The sequence below is a fragment of the Magnetococcales bacterium genome, from assembly GCA_015231755.1.
Lineage (GTDB): Bacteria > Pseudomonadota > Magnetococcia > Magnetococcales > Magnetaquicoccaceae > Magnetaquiglobus.
Genome location: JADGAZ010000031.1, coordinates 18,891 through 25,744, shown reverse-complemented (window position 1 = coordinate 25,744; position 6,854 = coordinate 18,891). Strand labels below are relative to the sequence as shown.

The window sequence follows — 6,854 nt, the reverse complement described above, 5'->3', positions numbered from 1 at the left end:
AGGCTGTTTTGATGCTTCAGACCGCCTGAAGCGTTTTACTGGGCTGAACGGTTACGGCAGATCATGGTAAAGAGGCAGCATGGTCAGCTCATGACGACCCGCCGCAACACCGGCACTCCCTATCCGGATCGACCCCAGAACCCCGTCACCCGGCAACCAGGTGCCCGGATGAAAGGTGGATACCAGACTGTTGTTGGCGTTTTGCGGCCAATAGGGGGTCGAACTCCTGACATGGGCATGGATAAAAAAAACCATATTGCCATTCTCCTCCGACAGTGAAAATTCCCGTTTCAAAACGCTGCGACGCAAGGGGATGACATACTCTCCATCCTGATATCGGGCGGGTTTGGTGACACCGGTCGCATCGATCGTGGTCAACCCGTGGAAATAGACCTCCAGCGAGGCGTATTGCTGCGACAGTTGCGCCATCAACATGGAGCGATCATGCTCGTCCGTGGTTTCAGCAATGCGACTTTTCAAACGAGCGATTTCCTGTTTGATGCCCGCAACAGCCGCCGCCCATTCGGCCAACTTTGCCGGATAATCGGGGTTATGGTCGTCGGTCACCCCCAGCGAGTTGAGCTTGGCCGCCATCACCGCGTCGATCTCCCCGGAAGCGGTGACACCGAGTTCGCCCAGATAGATCACGCCCGGCCTCCACACGCCGTACCCCAAATAATCATCGTGAACAAACGGTCGCACCGTGTCGCCTGCCTGGACGAAATCCACCCATGGCAGTGGTGCAGGTATGCCAACATGCACCAATTGTCTGAGGCCTGCGCCGGTTGGCGCGAAGATCTGAATCACCAATCCATGGGCATCGTCCGGGCCGATGGGCACGCCATCCGAGTCGAGGACGCGCAGCCGCACCAGCAGATCGGATACAGGAGCGGCCAGCAGTTGATAGAGGGGATGCAGTGAGAGCGTCATAACGCGTAAAAAATCCGGCCGTTGTCCGACAGATCCTTTCCTCGCTCAAAGTCTCCAGTTTTTTTATGGTGCGGACCTTGTTCCGTGACCAGATATCCCGTCGTTTTGTAACTGGTATAGGCGTGCCCTCCCGACCGGCCAGTTTTGGGATCCACATAGTGATACTCCCGTTCGGTCGTGATCACGCTTGGCAGTTCGACCGGGGTGAACGTGTCGCCGGTTTTTTCCGGGTCATCCGGCGGGTACAGATCCACGGTGATGCCTTTGCGATGAATCTCTTTTTCGCGCGCCAATTCGCACGGGCGCACTATTTTGTGAAAGGTGTATTCAGGCTCGATTTGGATTGAGGCGGTTTTGAACGCTCCTTCAACCGTCACTTCAAACGGTTGAATTTTTCCGGCGATCCGCAACCCCTGACCGCCATCACTCTCGATTGTGACGCCGCCGTTCCAATAGCGCAGAGTCCACACGTCATAGACCTGGGCAGAAGGGCCATACCGCTGTCCGGATGGGGTCAACGAGACGTAGGAACCTGTCCCGGAGACCTTGCAAACCACAGAAGAGATGATCTCCATCCGGATTTCGACCTCTCCCAGCCCCCAGGAGGGCACGGAGAGGTGATCCGCGTCGGAGATCATCAAGGGGGGAATCAACAGGTACTCCACGCGGCACGGGGTATGGGAGCCGATGCTGAGTTCGATTTTCTCGGCGGACTCTGCGCGTTTTCGTTGTTCCTCGGGGGTTTCTTTGCGGGTGGTTTTTGTTTTGGTGGCATTGCGGGCCATCAACCGGTCGTATTGTTCCGCTGACAGATTGCGTCCGTCCTGGATGACCGACTCGATGGCCCGCCCCTGATTCTCCCGGACCAAGGCCACCACTTGTGCGAATGGGGCATCGGGCAGGGTATCGAGCAGCGTTTCGATACCGGAGGCGGTCAGACCAAAATCCGTGGCCAGGGATTGCAACTCTTCCCGGGTCAGGGTTGAACGGGTGGACAGATTGGACAGGTCCGACTCGGTCAGTCCTGCACGGCTGTGGGTGATGGCTTCCAACTCCGGCGCGGACAGACCGAATTCCCGGATCGAAAAGGGTTGCGGATCGAATTGGCCGCCATCATCAAACAGCGCCTCCGCGATTCCGGCGCGGATCGCAGCGTGCGCCAGGGCATCCGGCTCACCGAACCGGGTGAACCCGATCGCCCCATGATCGACGGCCACATGCGGGAAGCGTTCCGGGTCTTGCAGTCCGAATGGATCGCGACCACCGCCCCCGCCGCCTGTGGTTGGCGCGAACATCAATACCGCCCCAGCCTTGATTTCCATGGTCAGGCGCTTTGACCAAACACGGCCACGGTCACGGCGTTGCCCGAATAGGAGTTGGCCCCGGCTGGACCGACATGTTTGAGCCAGAACGGAATGGTGGCCGGATGGGTGGTGAAGGTGAGGGTCTCCCCGGCTGCCCAGGTGCCTCCGAACCCGGCTGACGGCAACGTGAAATAGGGGGCGGACTGATCGGTGTTGGTTGGGGAAAAGTTGGCGGTGGTGGCCCCTGCGCCCACACTGCCGATGGTGTTCCCGGTCACGCCATAGGCCGTGGCGCTGGTGAAGGTCACGGTCCAGGTTTGCAGAATCGTCCCTCTGTTGCTCGCGACCACTGGATGGAGCGTCTCGTCGAATGTGCCGGCGACAGACGACTCTCCCCATCCGCTCACCGTGGCCGCCACGTCTCCGGACTCCAGCAGCGACGACACCCGCGTATCGGCGGCGACATAGGCATTGGCCAGGGATTGCCCGGAGGCCAACGTCAGGGTGGCCACGGTCCCGCTCCAACCGACTCCACCTGTGTCTGCCAGCCGCACCACCTCCTCGGATCCGGTGACAGAGTCGATGGTGGCACGGTTGGTGATGCGGATCTGGTCGCCACTCTTGAAGATCTCCCGGCCACCGCCCGCACCGTTGCCCGGTTCGACGTTGACCGTGATGGAGGTGGCGCCGGAGGAGACATTGGCATTCAGGGGCGCGCACCCGTAATGACGGGTATAGGTGGCCGCATCGACCTGGAGATCCGTCTGGGTGCCCGCCATCATCACCACCACATCGTCACCCGGGGTGTGCCGTTCGATGCAGAGCGACGCTTCCGCCAGGGCAAGGTTGGAGGCGGGGGCCACATGCACGAAAAATTTCCGATAGCGGGTAAATCCACCCATCCGCTCCGCATGGGGGATGTCCGGCAGCATGTTGTTCTTGACCCCGGTGGTCACTTCCGCAGCAGCACCCCCCATGCGGCCACCATTGCCGTCTCCATCGTGTACAGCGACCGATTTCTTGAGTTTCAGATCGGTGTCCAGAATCGCCATGTCAAACCTCCATCAACTTGATTGTGCCCGTGTAGTGCGGGCAGTTTGGCCATAGCGGCGCGCACGCGACCGCCGAAGATTCCTGATGTCGAAACATCACGCGCAAGATCTGTCCGTCCCAAACCAGCGGAAAAACGGCTCCGGCCTGATTGGCCATGGCCAGCAGGGCATCCACCTGAGCGCGCGACAACCAAGTGACGCCCCGCTGGGCTTCGAGCGTGACCGGTCGTCCTCCCGACAGGCGGCGCGTGGTGATCGTCAAGCCACCGTCCAGGGTGCGCGTCACCCCGGCACTCACCGCCGACCAATGGTCCCGATCGGTCCACAGGATCGAATCCGGCAAGGTCAGATCCCCCAGCATCTTAGACATGATGCACCAATCCCTCCCCTCGGGTGATACGCACCACCCGGTTGTCCAACACCGCCACCCGATCCCCCTTGTTCAGCGGGCGGACGTATTCCGCCTCAATCACACCCCGCGCCGTGGCGACCCGCACCAGCGCACCGACAAAACCGATCACCGTGCCAGACTGGGCGTTGCCGAACATCCGCAGAGAAGATTCCATGGCGTCCCCGATCACGCGAACCGGAACCGGTCCACACGACCCCGACTCATCTCCCGCATGGCCTCGTCGATCCGACGGGCCAGCTGCCGGTCCCCGGTCAATCCCTCGATCTTCCGGTCGCCGATGGTCAAGGTGATGTTCACGGTGTCCCGGGACACAGGAGCCGCCTGGACCATGCCGCCGGAAGCGAAACGGGGAATCTCCGGCAGGCGCGGCACTGGAAATCCGATCGGTCCACCCCGGGCAAACCGGGGCAGACGGCCCAGGATCTCCCGCATCTGAACGACATTGCCGGCATTGAACGCCTCGGCCAATCCGGGAAATTTTCTCACCGATTGTTTGTTGATCATGAACTCGCCGGGCATGGCCATGATCGGAACCGTATCCTTGTCACCCACCCCCGGAACCGACCCCCCCCTGGCCATGGCCAGGGCCGTGACGAGTCCGCCGCCTCCGTATTCCTTGACGTTTCTGGTGGTGATCGTGACCGTCTTGGAGGTGGGAAGGGCATCGATCTCCTCTTTGATCTGCCGGATCCGCGCCTTGGCTTCCTGGATCTCCGCATCGATCCGGACCAGAGTGCGCTTGTTGTTCAGCGCGTCCAACTCTTCCGCAAATGCCTGGACATCCCGTTTCTGCTTTTCCAGCTCTTTCTGGAGTGATTTTGTGACCCGCTCTTGTTGGGTCAACTGGGTGCCGGACATTTTGATCAACGCTTCCTGGGCGGTCTTGGCCACATCTTCAGCCGCATCGAACGCACGTAGTGCCGTATTGACGTTTTGGAAACTGCCAGCCATGCGTTGCGCCTGTTCGGCGTTTTTCTTGGCCGCCTCGGCATATTCCTGGGCCGCCTTCAAATCGCCAGAGTCGCGAGCGATCCTGGTTTTGGCCACCAACTCTTTGGCTTTGGCGATTTTTTCAAAGGCCTCCCTGACCCGATCCGCCTCGGCCGCCTCATCGTTCATCCCTTTGCGGGCCATTTCCCGCCGCCGGTCCGCGCTCGACTGGCTCATATCGACCAGCTCTTTCGACAGGCTGCGCATGCGCTCAACCAGGGACTCCTCCTTGCGGATGGACTCCTGGATGGCACTTTCCGTGGCGCGCACCCGCTCCTCGGCGGCTTTCTTTTGATCCTGGACGATTTCGATGTTGGCCTGTTTGACCGCATCGACCCGCTCTTTTTCCAGACCTTCCAGCGCGCCGTTCAGTTTGGTCAGATCCGATTGCAGCGCGTGACTCTTGGCTGTGATATCCGGCATGACATTGGACAAATTTTGCAAAGCGGTCGTCGCCTGATCGGTGGATGTGGTCACACCCGCCGCCGCAGTCCTGGCTTTGTCCAAAGCGGTCGCCGCCTGACCGGTGGCCGGAGCCACACCCGCCGCCGCAGTCCTGGCTTTGTCCAAAGCGATCGTCGCCTGATCGGTGGCCGGGGCCATCCCTGCCGCCGCGCTTTTGGTCTTGTCCAAAGCCTGCGCTGCCGTATTCGCAGCCGGGGCGGCACCTTCCGCCGCGCTTTTGGTCTTGTCCAAAGCCTGCGCTGCCGCATCCGTATCGGGCACAACCTCTTCGGTGGCCTTGCTCACCGCATAAAAAGCCATTGCAATCAGGGTCAGGGCGCCGCCCACAGGAGAGAAAACCAAAAAACGCAAAGCGGTGGCCAATGGCCCCATGATCAATCTGGCCAAGCCTGTCATGTGACCACCAAGAGTCACGAGACCCGCCCCCATGGCCATCAAAGGGCGAGCGACAGCCATTTGCGCCAGCCCCCAGACGCCGAATTGCGTGGCCGCGTTTCGGGCGCCGGACGCCAGCAGGCCAATCGGCGCGATCAATCCGGTCACCCCGGAACCCACCACGGTCCAAACCAGCCGCAGCGCCCCGAACCCGACCAATGCGGTCACCGCCGTCAACGCGCCCGCCGTCAGGTTTGGAAACCGGTCCGCCACGTCCGCGATCCCCCGGCCCAGCCAGGAAACCCCGTCCGCCGCCATCCGGATGGCGGGCAAAAAAGCGTAACCGATATTGACTCCGGCCTCGGAAAAGGCATTGGAGGCGAAATCCAGATGGGTTTTGGTGGTTTTCAGCCGCTCCTCGAACTCCCGTTGCATGGATCCGGCGTAGTGGGTTCGATCGGCCACCAGATCCAGGATGGAGCGGTATTTGTTCAGATTGTTGACCACCTGGACGATCTCGTCGGAATACATGTCTCCGAACAGTCCTGTCAGCGTTTCCATCTGGGACTGCTTGTCCAGTTTGGCGATGGTGTCGAGCAGCACCAGCAAAGCCTGTTGCGGCCCGGCCTTGATCATGGCTGCCACCTGGTTGCCGGTCATGCCGATGCCATTCAAAGCCGTCTGAAATCGTTTGGTCTGGATGGGCGCGTTTTGAAGTTCGCGCATCAGGGCGTTGATGGCGGTAGCCGATCGTTCCGGCCCCAGGCCCATGGACAAAAAGGTGGTGGCCAGGGCGGCGGTTTCGGTATTGGCCAGACCGAATACCCGCGACATGCCACCCACCCGGTTCATCACCTCGACGATATCTTTTTCGACCGCGTTGGTGTTGTTGCCCAAATGGTTGATCGCATCAGACAACAGCCGGGTCTCAGGAATGGTCAGGGCAAACACGTTTATCAGCCGCCCGATGGCCACACCGGCCTCCTGGGCGGGAATTTTGAATGTAGTGGCCATTTTGGCCACCACATCGGTGAATTCCCGAATATCATTGGCCGCGATGCCCATCTGCCCACCCGCCTCGGCGATCTTTGCCAGTTCGACCAGGGCAACGGGAATTTCGCGGGACATGGCCTTGATATCGGCAGTCAGGGCATCGAACGCTTTGGGTGTGGGAAAATCCACCACCTTGCGCACGTCGGACATGGCGGACTCGAAAGAAATCGCTTCTTTGGCCGCCAGCCCGATGCCTGCGCTGGCCACACCCAACTGAATCAACGAGGCTCGCACCTGGGAAAGATGACTATCCAGACGCACGAAAGCGGTGGA

General features: G+C 60.6%; 6 protein-coding genes. All 6 read right to left on the bottom strand.

The window, feature by feature from the left end:
* Positions 1–51: 51 nt before the first annotated feature.
* Positions 52–930 carry a hypothetical protein gene (locus tag HQL98_15635; GenBank protein MBF0273480.1) on the bottom strand — a complete coding sequence of 293 codons (879 nt, stop codon included), beginning with the start codon at positions 928–930 and terminating at the stop codon, positions 52–54.
* Positions 927–2,252, bottom strand: coding sequence for a hypothetical protein (locus HQL98_15630; protein ID MBF0273479.1), 1,326 nt, complete (start codon positions 2,250–2,252; stop codon positions 927–929). Before HQL98_15630 ends, HQL98_15635 begins: the two co-directional genes overlap by 4 nt.
* Before the next feature lie 2 nt (positions 2,253–2,254).
* The gene (locus tag HQL98_15625) at positions 2,255–3,286 is read right to left on the bottom strand and encodes a hypothetical protein (GenBank protein ID MBF0273478.1); all 1,032 of its coding nucleotides are present in this window, start codon (positions 3,284–3,286) and stop codon (positions 2,255–2,257) included.
* Between the two features lies 1 nt (position 3,287).
* On the bottom strand, positions 3,288–3,656 hold the full coding sequence (locus HQL98_15620) for a hypothetical protein (GenBank protein ID MBF0273477.1): 369 nt from the start codon (positions 3,654–3,656) through the stop codon (positions 3,288–3,290).
* Positions 3,649–3,852, bottom strand: a complete 204-nt coding sequence (locus HQL98_15615; GenBank protein MBF0273476.1) for a hypothetical protein — start codon at positions 3,850–3,852, stop codon at positions 3,649–3,651. Before HQL98_15615 ends, HQL98_15620 begins: the two co-directional genes overlap by 8 nt.
* Before the next feature lie 11 nt (positions 3,853–3,863).
* On the bottom strand, positions 3,864–6,854 hold a 2,991-nt coding region (locus HQL98_15610; GenBank protein ID MBF0273475.1), incomplete at its 5' end, for a phage tail tape measure protein.